General features: G+C 35.1%; 11 protein-coding genes. 4 read left to right on the forward strand and 7 right to left on the reverse strand.

Annotation, left to right across the window (positions count from 1 at the left end):
- Positions 1 to 3: 3 nt before the first annotated feature.
- From AC5YGG_RS03135 to AC5YGG_RS03160, 6 genes are all read right to left on the reverse strand, one after another.
- Positions 4 to 2,118: a TonB-dependent receptor gene (locus AC5YGG_RS03135; RefSeq protein ID WP_496142970.1), complete on the reverse strand. Its 2,115-nt coding sequence runs from the start codon at positions 2,116 to 2,118 to the stop codon at positions 4 to 6.
- The gene (locus AC5YGG_RS03140) at positions 2,118 to 3,320 is read right to left on the reverse strand and encodes a PepSY-associated TM helix domain-containing protein (protein WP_496142971.1); all 1,203 of its coding nucleotides are present in this window, start codon (positions 3,318 to 3,320) and stop codon (positions 2,118 to 2,120) included. The genes AC5YGG_RS03135 and AC5YGG_RS03140 overlap by 1 nt, the downstream gene beginning before the upstream one ends.
- Before the next feature lie 38 nt (positions 3,321 to 3,358).
- Positions 3,359 to 5,563, reverse strand: coding sequence for a TonB-dependent siderophore receptor (locus AC5YGG_RS03145; protein ID WP_496142972.1), 2,205 nt, complete (start codon positions 5,561 to 5,563; stop codon positions 3,359 to 3,361).
- A 148-nt stretch (positions 5,564 to 5,711) separates the two neighbouring features.
- A complete protein-coding gene (gene secA / locus AC5YGG_RS03150) occupies positions 5,712 to 8,786 on the reverse strand; it encodes a preprotein translocase subunit SecA (protein WP_496142974.1) in 3,075 nt (1,024 codons plus the stop codon).
- Positions 8,787 to 8,910: 124 nt separating this feature from the next.
- A complete protein-coding gene (locus AC5YGG_RS03155; RefSeq protein WP_002662059.1) occupies positions 8,911 to 9,132 on the reverse strand; it encodes a DUF2795 domain-containing protein in 222 nt (73 codons plus the stop codon).
- Between the two features lie 136 nt (positions 9,133 to 9,268).
- Positions 9,269 to 10,297, reverse strand: a complete 1,029-nt coding sequence (locus AC5YGG_RS03160) for a GDP-mannose 4,6-dehydratase (protein WP_496142975.1) — start codon at positions 10,295 to 10,297, stop codon at positions 9,269 to 9,271.
- 90 nt (positions 10,298 to 10,387) lie between these two features.
- Here AC5YGG_RS03160 and AC5YGG_RS03165 point away from each other — a divergent pair, with 90 nt between their 5' ends.
- Together AC5YGG_RS03165 and AC5YGG_RS03170 are read left to right on the forward strand one after the other, a co-directional pair.
- A complete protein-coding gene (locus AC5YGG_RS03165) occupies positions 10,388 to 11,185 on the forward strand; it encodes a DUF2797 domain-containing protein (protein WP_496142976.1) in 798 nt (265 codons plus the stop codon).
- 22 nt (positions 11,186 to 11,207) lie between these two features.
- Positions 11,208 to 13,874: a DUF748 domain-containing protein gene (locus AC5YGG_RS03170; protein WP_496142985.1), complete on the forward strand. Its 2,667-nt coding sequence runs from the start codon at positions 11,208 to 11,210 to the stop codon at positions 13,872 to 13,874.
- A 91-nt stretch (positions 13,875 to 13,965) separates the two neighbouring features.
- Here AC5YGG_RS03170 and AC5YGG_RS03175 read toward each other — a convergent pair whose 3' ends face one another.
- Positions 13,966 to 14,316, reverse strand: a complete 351-nt coding sequence (locus AC5YGG_RS03175) for a hypothetical protein (RefSeq protein WP_496142977.1) — start codon at positions 14,314 to 14,316, stop codon at positions 13,966 to 13,968.
- A 174-nt stretch (positions 14,317 to 14,490) separates the two neighbouring features.
- Between AC5YGG_RS03175 and AC5YGG_RS03180 the strand changes: the two genes are divergently transcribed.
- Both AC5YGG_RS03180 and AC5YGG_RS03185 read left to right on the forward strand, forming a co-directional pair.
- Positions 14,491 to 14,685, forward strand: a complete 195-nt coding sequence (locus AC5YGG_RS03180) for a hypothetical protein (protein ID WP_496142978.1) — start codon at positions 14,491 to 14,493, stop codon at positions 14,683 to 14,685.
- A 122-nt stretch (positions 14,686 to 14,807) separates the two neighbouring features.
- Positions 14,808 to 15,854 (forward strand): PA0069 family radical SAM protein, encoded by a 1,047-nt coding sequence (locus tag AC5YGG_RS03185; RefSeq protein ID WP_496142979.1) that lies wholly within the window; start codon positions 14,808 to 14,810, stop codon positions 15,852 to 15,854.
- Positions 15,855 to 16,237 lie beyond the last annotated feature (383 nt).

A 16,237-nucleotide genomic window follows, 5' to 3' on the forward strand; every position in this document is an offset into this window, starting at 1 on the left:
TAATTAAAATTTATATTCAAGAACCAGAGTTCCTCTTTTCCCTAAAGAATTCACGAACTCGCTGTCTCTTGCAGACCACCACGCAATAGATGGCTGATACAATCTGTTGAAGAGGTTTTCAACTCCCAGTGATACCTTCCAGTTTTTGTAAACTTCACAGCTCACCTTAAGATTGAATACTGTATAATCCGGAACAAAGCCTTCTCCGTAAGCATAGAACCCGGTTTTTGCATTCGGTTCAAATCTGTTTTGTCTGAAAGAATGAAGCATGTCAACGCCAATGAAAAGTTCAGGTATTGGTTTTACCTGTAAATAGGCAATAACTTTCGGTGCTGAAATTCGGCTGTTGTTGATCTTTGAAGAATAGTTTCCGTTATCTTCAGGAGAGGTGATGCCTTCCATCCAGCTATAGCTTCCACCGAACTGAAGCCATTTAACAGGAGTGAAATGTAAGAATCCTTCCACGCCATATACAATTTCCGGAGCTCTCTTGATCATTAATGCTCTGTCTGCACTCTGAACAAATGTTGCTCCTAATTTTGAGGTGCTTACATACGAGGTTAATTCGTAGTTTAGCCAGTTGGAAATCTGTCCGGTAGCCCCTAATTCGTAATTGTTGACAATAATTGGTTTGGTTTCAAGACTTTTAATCGTTTCCGAAGTTGAGGTTCTCAGGATTCTTCCTAATTCATTGATAGAATATGCCTGCGAAAAGCTCCCGAAAAGATTAATATAAGGTTCGATATTATAACGAAGACCAATATTTCCTACTAATGCATTATAACTTAATTTTCCTCCGTCTACAAAAATACTTTTGGTAAAAGTTCCATCGTTTTTAATCACAGAAAGAGTGTTGAAATCATCAACATCTACTTTAATATTTTCATAACGAAGTCCTCCTTTAATCGTTAGTTTTTTGAAAAGATCTATTTTTGCCAATACAAAAGGAGCTATATTGGTCATGCTCATATTGGGAGTCCAGAAACGTCCGTCTTCCAGTTTTTGTACAGTCTGGTCATTCAGGATGTCGGCGCCGTACATGATTTCCCCCTGTGAATTTTGAGACTTCCAAAGTTGAGTGTCAAAATTGAATCTGGCACCAGCTTTTTGTGAAAGAACATTAGACTGTCCTCCGTTAAAAAAAGTATCACTATATCCATATACTGTTTTAAAATCCTGATAATAAAGATTTACATTTAATGAAGTTCCGGCAAACAAGTTTTTATTATCGTAGCTTACGCGGATATTGTGGTTTCTTGGAGTTCCCTGGGGTGTTGTTTCAAGACTTTTTCCTTCTCCTTCACCAATGGTTGGAGAAATGCCGTAGATGCCGGTTCTTAATCCTAAATTCAGGTTGGACTTTGATGAATAACCGATATATGATGCTTCAATTCTTTGATTATCATTGATGTCATAACCTAATTTCAGCATTCCGTTATAGTTATCCATCTTTGCTGTACTGTAAGTAGGGCTTAAATAAACTTTATCTGCATCTTTCATATAGCCCGTTCTCTCATAGGCTAAGGAAAGAGTATAGTCAAATCGTTTGATTTTTCCAGATAAAAGCTGGCTTGCTCTTACTCCGAGGGTTCCACCAGATTGTTGTCCTGTAAACCCTATTTGAGAAATTCCGGAAATCTTCTGATCTGTTTTGTTTCTTTTTGTAATATAATTGATGATTCCGCCATCTGCACCGTTTCCGTAGATGGAAGACGCTCCTTTGATAACTTCCACTCTTTCAATGGCAGAAGGATCAATGACTCTTAAATCTCTTGCTCCGTTTCTTAGTGGAGTAGACTGTGGAATACCGTCAATTAAAACCAATACCTGGCGACCTCTTAAAGTTTGTCCGGTATTAGACGTTTGTCCCGAATTAGTCCCCAAACTCGGAACGGTATATTGCAAAATGCTTGTAATATCTGAATTAACAGTAAGTTGGGACTGAATTTGTTTTTCGCCAACAATGGTAATGGAACTTGGAACTTCTTTGATATTTTCCTTCTTTCTAGAAGCGGTCATAACGATTTCCTCAACATTTTTGGTATTTAATGTATCCTTACTCTGGGCAAAAGCCATAGTAGTTCCCAGACAGGCAGCTGATAAAAGCACTTTTTTCATTATATTTTCTTTCCTTGTTTCTTTCTTTTTCCCCACCAGATCAGAAATCCGGTAACGGGAAGTGATGTGCATATAAGACCGGCAATAAACCAGATGATCTTTCCAAATAACCCAAAGTATGATCCTGTATGTATATCATAATTGGCATTGGCATATTTTTCGGCGTAATTCAGTTTGTGATGAGGTTTGTTGGCTAGTAGTTTTCCTGTATATTTATCAAATGTAAGCGTGTTTCTCTCGCTGAATCTTCCTTCTTGTCCATAAATGGTAATCGGAAGATTTTTGAGCTCTTTTCCTTTTTTATTTTTTCCACTCAATGAGATCCTGTAGCTGGAAGCCCCGGAGTATAATTTTTCTGTTTGCTGTGCTGCAAAATCAAAAATATTAGGGTTCTTTGCCATTAATGAATCAGGAGATTTGATTTCCTTTTCTTTTGGAAGCTCCATAGAACCGGATAATGCAAGGTTAAAGGTGTTTTTTACATACGGATAGGCAAAATAAATTCCGGTAACACTCATTAGTAAAGCAATGAATGAGGCATAAAATCCAAGAACATTATGAAGATCATAGTTTTTACGCTTCCAGGTTTTTACATTTTCCCAGTTGAACGAGAAGCGCCCTTTTCTGGTATTTTTGTTTTTTGGCCACCATAATATAATCCCTGTTATGAGCATGATGATAAAAAGAACAGTAGGAATACCCACTACATATTTTCCCCAATCAGAATTTAAAAGAAGCCCCCAGTGTATGTATTTTAAAATATTGAAGAAATCATACTTTTCATTGTAAACTGCCAGAATTTCTCCTGTATACTGGTTTACATAAACCTGTTTGTTGATAAGAACTTCCTGAAAGTAATTCCACCCCTTTTTGTTTTTTTCATAATATAAAAAGCGGTAAGACTTTCCTTTATCAATCGGAATTTCAACAGAATTGATCTGGTATTTTTCATTTAGTTCCAGACTTACTTTTTCGCGTAGAAGATTAATTGCCAATGGTTGTTTTGAAAAATCCTCCTGTTTTACATAAATAGCCTCTTTACGCAGGATATTCTGTACCTCATCCTTAAAAACATATAAAGTCCCTGTAAGAGAGACAATAAATACAATGATACCAACGGATAAACCAAACCACAGATGTAGTTTGGCAGACCATTTCTTTGTTGGTGAAACTTTCTTTTTATGGTGATGTTTCTTTTTCATAGAAAAAAGTTAACCCTGTAAGGGCTAACCTTTGTTTTTTAAAATTTATATCCGATTGATATTCTGAAATTTCTTGGAGCATCTGCCTGGTAATAGTAATACCCTAGATATGGTGTTCCTGAATAAAGATATCTGTTAAAGATATTGAAGACGTTCAAATTCACTCTGAATTTTGAATTTTCCCAAGAAGCTCCGGCATCGAATTTTACATAATCTGCCATCTGTAGAGTATTGGTGCTTCCCCAGTCCCAGCTGCTTCTGTCCGCCATATAAGTTCCCCCAAAGCTTAATCCAAATCCCTGAAGAATATTATTACTGAAAGTATAATTCAGCCATCCGTTTGCAGTATGTTTTGCATATCCCGGAACTCTGTCGCCTTTTTGTGCTTTAGCAGTAGTTTCTGTATATTTATTTTCTGTGAATGCGTAATTAAAAATAGCATTGAAACCTTTTACGATCTCACCTTTAAGGTCAAACTCCACTCCTTGTACTCGTGTTTTTCCTAATAGAATAGAATATTTTCCACTTAGATTATCAAATGGATCCGAAGTAATTTCGTTATCCTTTGTGATGTTGTAAAGAGATAGAGTAGTGTTCCATTTTCCTGCAAACCAGTCCTTTTTGAAACCTAGTTCCACATTTGTTCCTGTCAATGGTTTTGCTGTAGTTCCATCTCGGAATAAACCAACCTGAGGATTAAATGACTGATCATATAACGCATAAGCAGACATATTTTCATCGATTGAATAGCTCAGTCCCACACGGGGTGTAATTCTGTTGGCTTCAGATTTAGTTCCATAATTATTTTCCTTTACCGTTGTATAACGAGCCGCAACGGTAAGTCTTAATGCATCATCCAGAAAACCTAGCTCATCCTGTAAATATAATCCTGTATAATTTTGATCAATTGTACCTCCTGTTCCTGCTCTTTCGGATAAAGATCTGCTTCTGTCAAAAGGTTTGTATCCTGCAGTATTATTAGGTCCTGAATAGGGGTTATTGTTACTTGTATTAATATCATAGTTAAGCGTATTGGTATTAAACCAATATCTATAATCTTTGACATTATTAAGAGCAGTCTCATCACCGAATTCATTAAACATATCCAGATTATACCTTTGATTCCAGTCTGCAATATATTTTTTGCTTCCTAAATCCAGCCCTGCAAGTATTTTATGTGAAACAGCTCCCGTTTTTACATATCCGTTTAAGAATAACTGACCAAACTTCATTTCATTACTAGCTTCCCAATAGTTTAATCCTCGAAGCATGTACTGACCTTCAAATTTTGTGGGCCAGATATCACTTCCCAATGTATATTCATTTACATAAGTAAGTTGAGAAGTTAATTTCCAGTTTTCGTTAAATTTATGCTGTAAGTTTAAATTAACGGTGTTATTCGTAACCTTTGTAGGATCAAGATTTGGATCTGTAATGGTATAGCTTACAGGCTTAGTTTTGTAGCCGTCAGCACTGAAGACATAAGCAGAACCTACTTCAGACATTCTTGCTTTTTGGTAGATATATTCCGCTGTTAAGGTTGTTTTATCACTTAAATCTACTTTTAATGACGGATTGATGATATATCGGTCATTGAATTCATAATCTCTGAAACTGTTTTTGTTCTGAGCCATTAAATTCAATCTGAATGCTACCTTATCAGTGATTTTAGAATCAATATCCGCTTCACCTCTGTACATATTGAAGCTGCCAAGCGTTACTCTTGCAGTTCCGTTTAAAGCATTTCCTGTAGGCTTTTTCGTTACAATATTATAAATTCCGCTTGGTTCACCGTTAGACATCAGGAATCCTGATGGACCTTTAATAAATTCAATATGATCTACGTAGCTCATATCCTCACTTAAAGGACCCCAGTTTGACGTAACGTTTACTCCATTCATGAAAGCTGCGGCTCTGGCTCCTCTCATATTTACCCTTGTATACATATCTCCCCAATGTTCAAGTCTTTGAGCTCCGGCAACGTTTCTTAGTACTCCGTCACTTAAAGTGGTAACCTGTTGGTCTTCTAAAGCTTTATTGGTAATGATTGAAATGTTCTGAGGAATTTTAATAAGGGCTTCATCGAGGCGAAGAGAAGAAGATCCTTGTTTTTCTACATATTTCTTATAATATTTTCCGTTGACAATTACTTCTTCAATATCATTAGATTTAATAGAATCTTTCTCCTGCGCTGTTACCATAATGGTACCCAATAGGAAAGCACAGATCAGTACATTTTTCATGAAAGTCAAATTTTATGCAAATATATTGTTTTTAACTATTCTAAATAAAGAATAATATTGATATTTGTCATAAAAAAGTATACAATCAATAACAAAAAACCGCTCAGGTCAATGCCAGAGCGGTTTTTATATTATTATTTAATTATTCTTACGATGGGATTTCTCCTTTGTATAAGAAAGAAATAATTTCTTTGTTTAATTTGTCGATCATTTCACTGAATAAGTGGAAAGATTCCTGTTTGTAGATTACAAGCGGATCTTTCTGCTCATAAACAGCACCCTGAGAAGATCTTCTTAAATCATCCATTTCACGAAGGTGAAGCTTCCAGTTTTCATCGATAATTGATAAAGTAATATTCTTTTCAAAATCATTGACTAAACTTTCACACTTAGTGTCGTAAGCTTCCTTCAGATCAGCAACAATAGTCATTGTTTTGTGCCCGTCTGTGAAAGGAACCTGGATCATTTTAAACATTGAACCCTGATTTTGGTAAACATTCTCAATGATTGGGAATGATTTTTCTTTCAATAGGTTCAGTTTCATCTGGTAATCTTCCTGAGCTGCTTTGAATAGGATATTGGTAAGATCCTGAATGTTCTTGTTATTAAAATCACTCTGAGAAACCGGAGATTCCATCGTGAATGTTTTAATGATGTCATATTCAAAATCCTTATAATTTCCTGTAGCTTTTCCTTTCGCAACGATAGAATTAGCCACATCAAAAATCATATTGGTGATATCATATTTCAGGTGATCTCCGAATAAAGCGTTCTTTCTTCTCTTATAGATAACGTCACGTTGTTTGTTCATTACGTCATCATATTCAAGGAGTCTCTTTCTTGTTCCGAAGTTATTCTCTTCTACTTTTTTCTGAGCTCTTTCAATAGACTTACTGATCATGGAGTGCTGAATAACTTCACCTTCCTTATGACCCATTCTGTCCATCATCTTAGCTATTCTTTCAGAACCGAATAGACGCATCAGGTTATCTTCAAGAGAGACATAGAACTGAGAACTTCCCGGATCTCCCTGACGTCCAGCTCTACCTCTTAACTGTCTGTCAACACGTCTTGAATCGTGTCTTTCAGTACCGATAATTGCTAAACCACCAGCTTCTTTTACTTCTTTAGATAATTTAATATCCGTTCCACGACCTGCCATGTTGGTTGCAATTGTTACAACTCCCGGCTGTCCTGCTCCAGCTACAATCTCTGCTTCTTTCTTGTGAAGCTTCGCGTTCAATACCTGGTGTGGAATCTTTCTTAGCTGTAATGCTTTTGAAAGCAACTGAGAAATTTCTACTGAAGTAGTACCTACAAGTACAGGTCTTTTTGCAGCAGTTAATTTTTCTATTTCTTCAATTACAGCATTATATTTTTCTCTATTGGTTTTGAAAACCAAATCCTGTCTGTCATGTCTTAAAATCGGACGGTTGGTAGGGATTACTACTACATCTAATTTGTAGATTTCCCAAAGCTCACCAGCTTCTGTTTCAGCAGTACCCGTCATCCCCGCAAGCTTGTTGTACATACGGAAATAGTTCTGAAGGGTAACTGTTGCAAAAGTTTGGGTTGCCGCTTCAATTTTTACGTTTTCTTTAGCTTCAATCGCCTGGTGAAGACCGTCTGAATAACGACGTCCCTCCATGATACGACCTGTCTGCTCATCAACGATTTTTACTTCACCATCAATTACCACGTACTCATCATCTTTTTCAAATAATGTATACGCTTTCAATAGCTGGCTCATCGTGTGAACTCTTTCAGATTTTTCAGCAAAATCACTGAAAAGTCTTTCTTTAGCTTCGAATTCCTCTTCCTTAGATAAATTTTTAGCCTCTACTTCAGCAATTTCAGTCCCGATATCAGGAAGCACGAAGAAGTTTGGATCAGAGTTCCCCTGAGACATGTATTCTACACCTTTGTCTGTAAGGTCTACCTGATTGTTCTTTTCTTCAATTACAAAGTAAAGATCTTTATCTACAATCGGCATATCACGGTTGTTATCCTGCATGTATTGTGCCTCAACTTTCTGAAGCAATGCTCTGTTTCCGCTTTCCGATAAGAATTTGATTAATTGTCTGTTTTTAGGAAGACCTCTGTATGCCTGAAGCAATTTGAATCCTCCTTCCTTAGTTTTTCCTGCTGCGATTAGTTTTTTCGCTTCATTGAAAATTACAGAAACTGTTTTCTTCTGAACTTCAACAATTCTGTCGATAGAAGGCTTCAGAACATCGAACTCCTGTCTGTCTCCCTGAGGAACCGGACCGGAAATAATCAATGGCGTTCTTGCATCATCTACCAATACAGAATCCACCTCATCCACGATAGCAAAGTTTAATTCTCTTTGTACCAATTCTGAAGGCGAAGTTACCATGTTATCTCTCAGATAATCGAAACCAAATTCGTTGTTTGTTCCGTAAGTAATATCTGAGTTGTATGCTTTTCTTCTTCCGTCTGAGTTCGGCTGGTGGTTATCGATACAATCGATAGACATTCCGTGAAACTGATAAAGAGGACCCATCCAAGCGGAGTCTCTTTTTGCAAGATAGTCATTCACTGTTACAACGTGAACCCCTCTTTCCGGAAGTGAATTTAAATAAATAGGTAATGTTCCTACCAAAGTTTTACCTTCACCGGTTGCCATCTCAGCAATTTTACCGCTGTGAAGAATAATACCTCCGATAAACTGAACATCATAGTGGACCATATCCCAAACTACAGGAGTTCCGGCAGCGTCCCATGAGTTTTTCCAAACAGCTTGGTCTCCCTGAATTTCCACGAAATCTTTCCCTGCAGCCACAAGTTCTCTGTCCCAGTCACTCGCAGTTACACGGATCTCTTTATTCTGAGCCCATCTTCTGGAAGTTTCTTTGATCAATGCAAAAGCTTCCGGAAGAATCTGAACCAAAACTTTTTCTTCAATTTCGTATGATTCTTTCTTTAAAGACTCAATCTTTGAGAAAAGAGCTTCTTTCTCGTCAACGTTTGTTGAATTTTTTATCTGCTCTTTAATCTGTTCTATTTGAGCTGTGATATTGCTGGTTGCAGATTTTATTGTCTCTTTAAACTCAGCAGTTTTTTGTCTCAAACCATCATCCGACAATTGTTGGATGTTAGGTTCTACAGCCTTGATTTTTGTTACAACTTTTTTTACTTCTTTTAGGTCCTGCGCTTTTTTGTCTCCCAAAAACCCTTTAAGAACTTTGTTTAAAAAACTCATAAATTTTTTGCTTTATGCTTAATGCAGATGCTTTAAGCGTTGTAAATGACACGCTTATCGTGTAAGTTAATATATAAAAAGGGCAAAAAAGCTCTAAGCACGCAGCCTAAAGCTTATCGCTTTATTAATATTCGTCCTCGTTCCAAAGGAAATCCTCGTCCGTTGGATAGTCGCTCCAAACCTCCTCAATAGATTCATAAATCTCTCCTTCATCCTCAATCGCTTGAAGGTTTTCCACTACTTCCATCGGTGCACCAGTTCTGATCGCGTAGTCAATAAGCTCTGCTTTTGTCATTGGCCAAGGTGCGTCACTTAAATATGAAGCTAATTCTAATGTCCAGTACATAATTTTCTAATTTTTTGCAAAAGTATAAAAATAGGTTGTATAATAAACTTTTTTATACTTGATTTTCAATTCTTTTTATAATTTTTTCTTATAAATGTCTGTCACCAACTGCATGGCAGCCATGTCAGAAATTTACTTAATGTCGTTTTCTCAAAAACCATTCCACAAATTTTTTTATGCCATTTTGGAAGTCTGTGTCAGGTTTATAGCCTAATAAATCCTTTGCTTTTGTAATATCGGCATTCGTTTTTGTGACATCTCCGGGTTGCATTGGCAGATTTTTTTTAACAGCTGTCATTTTTAGGGCATCTTCTATAGTGGCTACCATCTCCGTTAAAGTGACAACCTGATTTTCTCCTAAATTAATAATTTCATAGACGCCGGAATTATTTTCCAGATAAATTATAGACTTAACAATTCCGTCAATAATATCTTCTATATAAGTATAATCTCTTGCTGTATTGCCGTCACCATAGAAAGGAATCTCAGAACCTTCAGAAATAAGCTTTGTGAATTTATGTATGGCAAGATCCGGGCGTTGTCTGGGACCATATACCGTAAAAAATCTTAGTTGGATCATATCTATATTATATAAGGTATGATAAACATGTCCCAAAATTTCTCCGCTCTTTTTGGTTGCGGCATAAGGTGAAATAGGATTGTCTACATTATCTGTTTCAGAAAAAGGAATTTTTTCATTATTTCCATAAACACTTGAAGAAGATGCGCAAATAAATTTTTTGATATTAAACTCTTTACATAATTCCCAAAGATTCATGCTTCCGCGAACATTTACTTCTTCATATTCTAAAGGTCTTTCAATAGAAGGACGAACACCAGCTAATGCCGCTAGGTGAATAACTATATCAATAGAATGATTTCTAAAAATATTTTCAAGACCTTTCCTGTCTCTGATATCTTGGTAGTAAAGAATGTATTTGTCTGACTGGGAGAGGGAAATCAGTCGCTTAATATCATCTTCTTTATTGGTGAACTCAAAATCCGAAATTTCGTCAATAGACTCTAAAGTATTTTTAATTTTGATCTGATAGCTGTAGAAATCATCAAAATTGTCAATGTTTATGACAGAATGTCCATTTCTTAATAATCGTTCAATTAAATGGGAACCGATGAACCCGCTGCCTCCTGTTACAAGATAAATCATCTGTGGTTTTTTATTGACACAAAAATATAAATTTTACTTTTTGAAAAATATAATCATTAAATTTACGTAAAAAAGTAATATAAATATAATATGCAGTTTCAAGGGCAAATATTAAAAATGACAAGCTACGATGCTAAACCCATCCAATACTATCTCAATCTTTCAGGAGATCTGATCCATATGAATGAGTTATTTGGAAAAGAGTTAAGCATAAAACATATCGGATTTCAATGTGTAAACTGCGGAGAAGATAAGCCTATCTACAGAATGGGTTTCTGTAAAAACTGTTTTTTTGAAAGTCCATATGCCAGTGATACTATTATCCGCCCAGAGCTCTCTACTGCGCATTTAGGGGTAGCAGAACGTGATCTGGAAGTAGAAAAACAAATTCAACTTCAGCCTCACACAGTTTATCTTGCCTATACCGGAGATGTAAAAGTAGGAGTAACAAGAAATACACAAATTCCTACAAGATGGATTGATCAGGGAGCAACTTTTGCTTTGCCGATTGCCAGAACGGAAAACCGCTATGAAGCAGGAATGATAGAAGTTGCTTTAAAGGATCATTTACCTGATAAAACCAATTGGAGAAAAATGCTTCAGGATGATTTTGAAGGAGAAATAGATCTTGCCGATTTCAGACAGAAAATAAAAGAATACTTCCCTGAGGACTTTCAGAAATTCTACAGTGACGGGGAAGAGCTGTGGATGTTTGATTATCCTTTTGAAAAACCGGAGAAAGTAACCTCATTTACATTAGATAAAAAACCGGAATTTACAGGTAAGCTAACTGGAATTAAAGGACAATATCTTGGATTTGAAGGCGGAAATTTTATGAATGTAAGAGGGCATGAAGGATATGTCATTGAATTCAATGTAAAAAACTGATCTTAACAAAAAAACAAACCAAATCACAAATATGAAAAAATGGGTAAAAAGACTATTAATAAGTTTTGGAATTCTGGCAGTATTTCTTCTGGTTGCGAATTTCGGATTGAATTTTTGGCTTAAAACCCAGCTTCCGGAGTATATAAAAAATAATACAGATTATAAAGTTTCTTATAAACATTTGGATGTAGATTTAAGTACAGGAAATATATTAGCTACTGGAATTTCCGTCAACAGTAAAGATCCGCAAAATACCAATGTCATAGGGCTTCAGGGAACAATTGATACTTTAAAGATCAGTCGTTTTGGGATTTATGATGCGATTTTCAATAAAATAATAAGCTCATCAGATTTATTATTGGCAAAACCGAACCTTAATATTATTCTTGCAAAACCTATAGATCAGAAAACAGGCAAAAAAAGAAATCCGTTCTTGTTTGAAAATATAAGGATCAATGATGGCAAAATTGCTGTTTTTAGGCACACCAAACAAAAATTTGTATCCGTACAAAAACTTGATCTGTTTGTAGAAAATCTACAGATGACAGAAGAGTCCGTAGAGAATAAATTACCTGTAGTATTTGATAGATATAGTATTAAAGGGCAGAAATTCTTTTTCAGACCCGATAATATATATGCCATTACAATTAATACAATTAATACAGCTAATGGTCAAATGTCTGTTGAAAATTTTAAACTGATTCCGCTTCTTTCTTTTGATCAGTTTAAAAAATATTATCCTAAAAAAACACAGCTATTTGAGTTTTCAATCCCGAAGATGGACTTTAAAGATGTAGTTTTAAAAAAGAATAATGTTGCTCTGGCAGATGCAGAATTTCAAAACCCTCTTTTAACTGTTTATAATACCGGAGTAAAAAAAGAAAAGAAAACAGAGAAAAAATCAAATCTTGAAGTTAATCTGGAAAATATAAAGCTTAAAAATGCTATTGTTAAGATCAATAAACCAGACGGAAACAAACTTTTATCTGCCGGAAATCTAAATTTGAATATCCATAAACTGATTTTTAATAAAGATACATCAGAACAAATTATCCCGGTGGGGTATAATGATTTTACATTCTCAGGTAAAGATATTACCTATTTCGATCACCAAAATATCAATATCGGAAGTATTGCCTTGAAACCTACGAATGGGGAAATCAATAATGTATCTTTTACACCAGGTTCTCCTGAAAGCAGAACTACGGCAATGGATTTAACATCTAACCATATTGCTTTCAATATCAATAAGCTGGAATTCGTTGATAAAAAACTTAATCTGGATATTAAAGATATTATCATTGAAAATCTACATGGAACCATTAAGGCTGGCGAAAATAAACCAAAGAAAAATGCTGGTCCTGGAATTATACAATCTGTTATTGTAAGAAAAGCTTCCTTAAAAAATTCAAATATTATTTATGATAAAGGAAATGAACCATTGGCTTTTCACGATTTGAATGCCACTGTAAACGATATTGAGCTGGGACCTAAACCCAACAATCAGGGACTTTCATTTAAAATAAAAAACTACTTTTTAACTACGCGAAACTTTGCTTACAAAACCCAGTTCTATAATATCAATGTAGGACTTTTAAAGCTAAACAAAAATAAAATTCAGATCAATAATTTTGGTATGAAACCTCTTGTTTCGAGAGCGCAGTTTATCAAAATGATACCGGTAGAACGTGATCTTTATGATTTAAAAGCGGGGCAAATATCAGCAGAAGGAGAGTGGGATCTTTTTTCTCAAAATAAATTTATCAACGCTTCTCATGTAACGATCCAATCTGCGGATGCTAATATCTTTAGAAGTAAAATCCCAAAAGATGATCCTAAAATAAAAGCTCTTTATTCAAAAATGCTGCGTTCCATTAAAATTCCGATGAATATTAATAATCTGGATCTTAAAAATTCCATTTTAGTGTATGAAGAAGATACCCCGGAAAGCATGGGACCAGGAAAACTGACTTTCAGTAATTTTAATATGAATGTTAAAAATCTGAACTCGGCAAAAGCAAAAGGAAAACCTACTAAAGTCGATATTAATATCAATTGTTCATTCATGAATCTGTCTCCGCTTTCCGTAAACTGGAGTTTTGATGTGGCAGACCAGAATGATGCCTTTGCAATTTCAGGAAAAACCTCGAATCTTCCTGCAAGCGGAATTAACCCTTTTATAAGACCTTATCTTCATGTGACAGCTACAGCCGGAACTATTCAGGAAATGCTGTTCAATTTTAAAGGAAATCCTGTTGGTTTACACGGAGCATTTAATTTAAAACATAAAGATCTGAAAATTGCTGTTCTCAACAAGCATAATCATGAAAAGAAAGGCTTACTAACAGCAGTGGCAAACATCTTTATTAAATCAGATTCAGGAAAATTCCCTGAATCCGTGATGGTAGAAAATGTAGAAAGAGATCCTACGAAATCCTTTTTTAACCTCTTTTGGAAAGGTATTGAACAAGGGTTAAAGAAAACTTTGATTGGAAAAAATGTAGAAAAAACAGAAGCGAAGGTGAAAAATGCAGTTTCCACTGTAAAAGATATGAAGGAATCTGTAAAAGAAATTAAACAGGAAATAAAAAATAAAAAATCAACACCAACGACGGAAGAAGAACGTAAGGAAAAGAAAGGGTTCTTCAAAAAAATCTTTAAAAAGAAGGAAGATTCTGAACAAAAATAACTTTTAAACCATCAGGAAGAAGATGTTGCTCCTTTGATTATATGAATAGAATTCCTGATGGTTTAAAAGATTACTATTGATAGGTATCGATTTAAAAATTGAATTCATCACTTTCCAAAACAGGAATGTTTCTTAGGAATTCATCAAATTTTTCACCAGGATAGTTGCTGTCTGCTCCGTAAGAATCAATAATCATTCCTCGGTTTCCAGCATCATCTTTTAATACATACAAAACAGCATTGTCGTCAGGGTTGCTGTCTCCCTCAAAACGATATGTTTTTAAAATAATCAATTCATTAGGCTGGTACACCTTTTCTGAATTCTCAAACTTCATCTCGCAATTCTCATTCATCCTGAATTCCCTTTGGATACCTCTTTCCGAGAGCTTTTGCATGACTTGACTTAATGTGGTCATTCTATCGATGTTTTCTGGATTTTCCATAATAATATTTTTGTTTACAAGTACAATAATTAAACCATTGCTTTCTTAAATATAAGAAAAATAAGCAATTATACTTTCCTTAAAAATAAAGTTTAATGTTAACAAAATTTATAATTTGAAAAAATAAAATAGGTACACTTTTTGCAATGGTTAGACTAATAAATCAGAGAAAATATGAAAAAAGAAGTTGGAGTTTTACTGGCAGGGGGAGTTGGACTTTTGGCAGTATTAAGTTTAATAAGCATAAAGAAAATTTTGACTAAAAAAGATAAAAAATATAGTGATGCCTATTCGGATTATCACAGACACTTTGATGAAAAGAACCACGACGATGAAACACACGGAGTGGAATTTTACGCGCTGAAGTAGTAAAAAAATATATTTAATTATGTTTATCCAACACTTATCTTAGGTGTTGGATTTTTTTTGTGGAAAACTTTAATGTTAAAGTTCATTATTTTATAAAAATTCCATTCTAATTTTACATCCGGATGCAAAACGAAAAATTCATAAAAGGTCAAGGAGCTCAGCGGAACGTTATCAATCGTTTCGACAGATATACTTATGAGCCTGATGATGAAGATTTCGAAATGATGAAGACTACTTTTACAGAAGTCTTTCCGAAAACTATTGTTAATCAGGTTAAAAGCGAAGATCTTCCGATGGAATATTCCATGAATCCTTATCAGGGATGTGAGCATGGATGTTCCTATTGTTTTGCAAGACCTACTCATGAATATTGGGGCTACAGTGCCGGAATCGATTTTGAAAGAAAAATCATGGTAAAGAAAAATGCCCCTGAACTTCTGGAGAAATTTTTTCAGAAAAGAGGATACAAAGCCGCACCTATTTTGCTCTCTGGAAACACAGATTGCTACCAACCGGCAGAAAGACAGTTTGAGATTACCAGAAAACTATTGCAGGTTTGTCTCGATTATAGACATCCGGTCAATATTCTCACAAAAAATGCTTTAGTATTGAGGGATTTGGATATTTTAAAGCCTATGGCGGAGCAGAATCTTGTTTCTGTTTCGTTAAGTATCCCCACAATTAATGAAGATTTGAGGAGAAAGATGGAACCGAGAACAAGCTCAGCAATGAATAAACTGAAGGCAATTGAAGTGCTGTCCGAAAATAAAATTCCCGTACACGTAATGGTAGCACCTATTATTCCGGGATTGAATAGTGACGAACCTCTAAATATTCTAAAATCAATCTCTGATGCCGGAGCTTTAGGCTTTGGATATACATTAGTAAGACTCAATGATACCGTTGAACCTGTTTTTGTCAATTGGATTGAAACCCATTTTCCGGACAGAGCACAAAAAGTACTCAATTTGATTCGTTCTATGCGAGGCGGAAAGCTTGGAGATAAAAGATATTTCGAAAGACAAAAAGGAGAAGGAAACATTGCAGAGATGATTCATACGACTTTTAAAATAGGCAGAAAAAAGTTTTTCGAAGGAAAAGACTTTCCTAAACTATCTGCAAAAGCATTTACAGGAAGCAAAGATCAGCAATTAAGATTATTTGATTAATTATTTTCATTACAGAATTATTCCTCGTGTTTCAGTATGATACTTTTTACTCATCATATATAATCATATATATAGGAAGCTTTATCCCGCTATCCACTCATACTCCTCGCACCTTTACTCTCCAACGCTCAATCCCTCGAACTTTCCCAGTACATGCTGTGGGGTAACGTTTCTATCGGGGCTAGGGAAGAGGTTGCTATAGGTAATAGTTTGCGCCACTTTTTGAACTTGTCTTCATTATTACAATCTTTGTCATCCCGTAGGGATCTCAACAAAGCTTTCCACTTGTTATCTTTATATATTATATAAGAATAGCTATTCTGTTTTATAGTATAATCCAATTTCTCCTTAAACTTTCTAAATTTTCATACTCCCATGTTCTC

Source organism: Chryseobacterium sp. CS2K3 (genome assembly GCF_059515185.1).

Bases quoted from the DNA above. Each gene is read 5' to 3' on its own strand.
- AC5YGG_RS03145 (WP_496142972.1), bottom strand. From the start codon at position 5,563: ATGAAAAATGTACTGATCTGTGCTTTCCTATTGGGTACCATTATGGTA.
- AC5YGG_RS03135 (WP_496142970.1), bottom strand. From the start codon at position 2,118: ATGAAAAAAGTGCTTTTATCAGCTGCCTGTCTGGGAACTACTATGGCT.
- AC5YGG_RS03165 (WP_496142976.1), top strand. From the start codon at position 10,388: ATGCAGTTTCAAGGGCAAATATTAAAAATGACAAGCTACGATGCTAAA.
- AC5YGG_RS03155 (WP_002662059.1), bottom strand. From the start codon at position 9,132: ATGTACTGGACATTAGAATTAGCTTCATATTTAAGTGACGCACCTTGG.
- AC5YGG_RS03180 (WP_496142978.1), top strand. From the start codon at position 14,491: ATGAAAAAAGAAGTTGGAGTTTTACTGGCAGGGGGAGTTGGACTTTTG.
- AC5YGG_RS03140 (WP_496142971.1), bottom strand. From the start codon at position 3,320: ATGAAAAAGAAACATCACCATAAAAAGAAAGTTTCACCAACAAAGAAA.
- AC5YGG_RS03175 (WP_496142977.1), bottom strand. From the start codon at position 14,316: ATGGAAAATCCAGAAAACATCGATAGAATGACCACATTAAGTCAAGTC.
- AC5YGG_RS03185 (WP_496142979.1), top strand. From the start codon at position 14,808: ATGCAAAACGAAAAATTCATAAAAGGTCAAGGAGCTCAGCGGAACGTT.
- secA (WP_496142974.1), bottom strand. From the start codon at position 8,786: ATGAGTTTTTTAAACAAAGTTCTTAAAGGGTTTTTGGGAGACAAAAAA.
- AC5YGG_RS03160 (WP_496142975.1), bottom strand. From the start codon at position 10,297: ATGATTTATCTTGTAACAGGAGGCAGCGGGTTCATCGGTTCCCATTTA.